1 protein-coding gene is annotated in these 675 nt (G+C 69.6%); it reads left to right on the top strand.

Going from position 1 to position 675, the window contains the following annotated elements; translation table 11 throughout:
• Positions 1 to 675, top strand: a 675-nt coding sequence (locus N878_RS24375; RefSeq protein ID WP_021446096.1) for a MoxR family ATPase, incomplete at both ends; no start/stop codon positions are given.

The following is a 675-nucleotide window of genomic DNA, read 5'->3' as shown; positions in this document are numbered from 1 at the left end:
TGATCGGCCAGGGCGCGGTGATCGACGACGTGCTCACCGCGCTGATCGCCGGCGGCCACGTGCTGGTCGAAGGCGTTCCCGGCCTCGGCAAGACCCTGCTGGTGCGCGCCCTGGCGCGCTGCTTCGGCGGCGAGTTCGCGCGCATCCAGTTCACCCCCGACCTGATGCCCAGCGACGTCACCGGTCACGCCGTGTACGACCTCGCCAGCGAGCAGTTCAAGCTGCGCAAGGGCCCGGTGTTCACCAACTTGCTACTGGCCGACGAGATCAACCGCGCCCCGGCCAAGACCCAGGCCGCGCTGCTGGAAGTGATGCAGGAACGCCAGGTGACCCTGGAAGGCCGCGCGCTGGCCGTGCCGCTGCCCTTTATGGTGCTGGCGACGCAGAACCCCATCGAACAGGAAGGCACCTACCCGCTGCCGGAAGCCGAGCTGGACCGTTTCATGCTCAAGCTGCGCATGGACTACCCGGCGCCGGACGAAGAGCTGAGCATGGTGCGCCAGGTGACCCGCTCGGCCAAGGCCGACATGCTCGAGGTCAGCCCGCTGCGCACCCTGCTGCAGGCCAAGGACGTGCTGGCGCTGCAGAAGATCGCCAGCGACCTGGCGCTGGACGACCAGGTGCTCGACTACGCCGTGCGCCTGGCCCGCGCCACCCGCAGCTGGCCGGGGCTGG

The sequence above is a fragment of the Pseudomonas sp. EGD-AK9 genome, assembly GCF_000465935.2.
Classification (GTDB): domain Bacteria; phylum Pseudomonadota; class Gammaproteobacteria; order Pseudomonadales; family Pseudomonadaceae; genus Aquipseudomonas.
The sequence above is the reverse complement of the archived record's forward strand: the minus strand, read 5'-3'. Positions and strand labels throughout refer to the sequence as shown.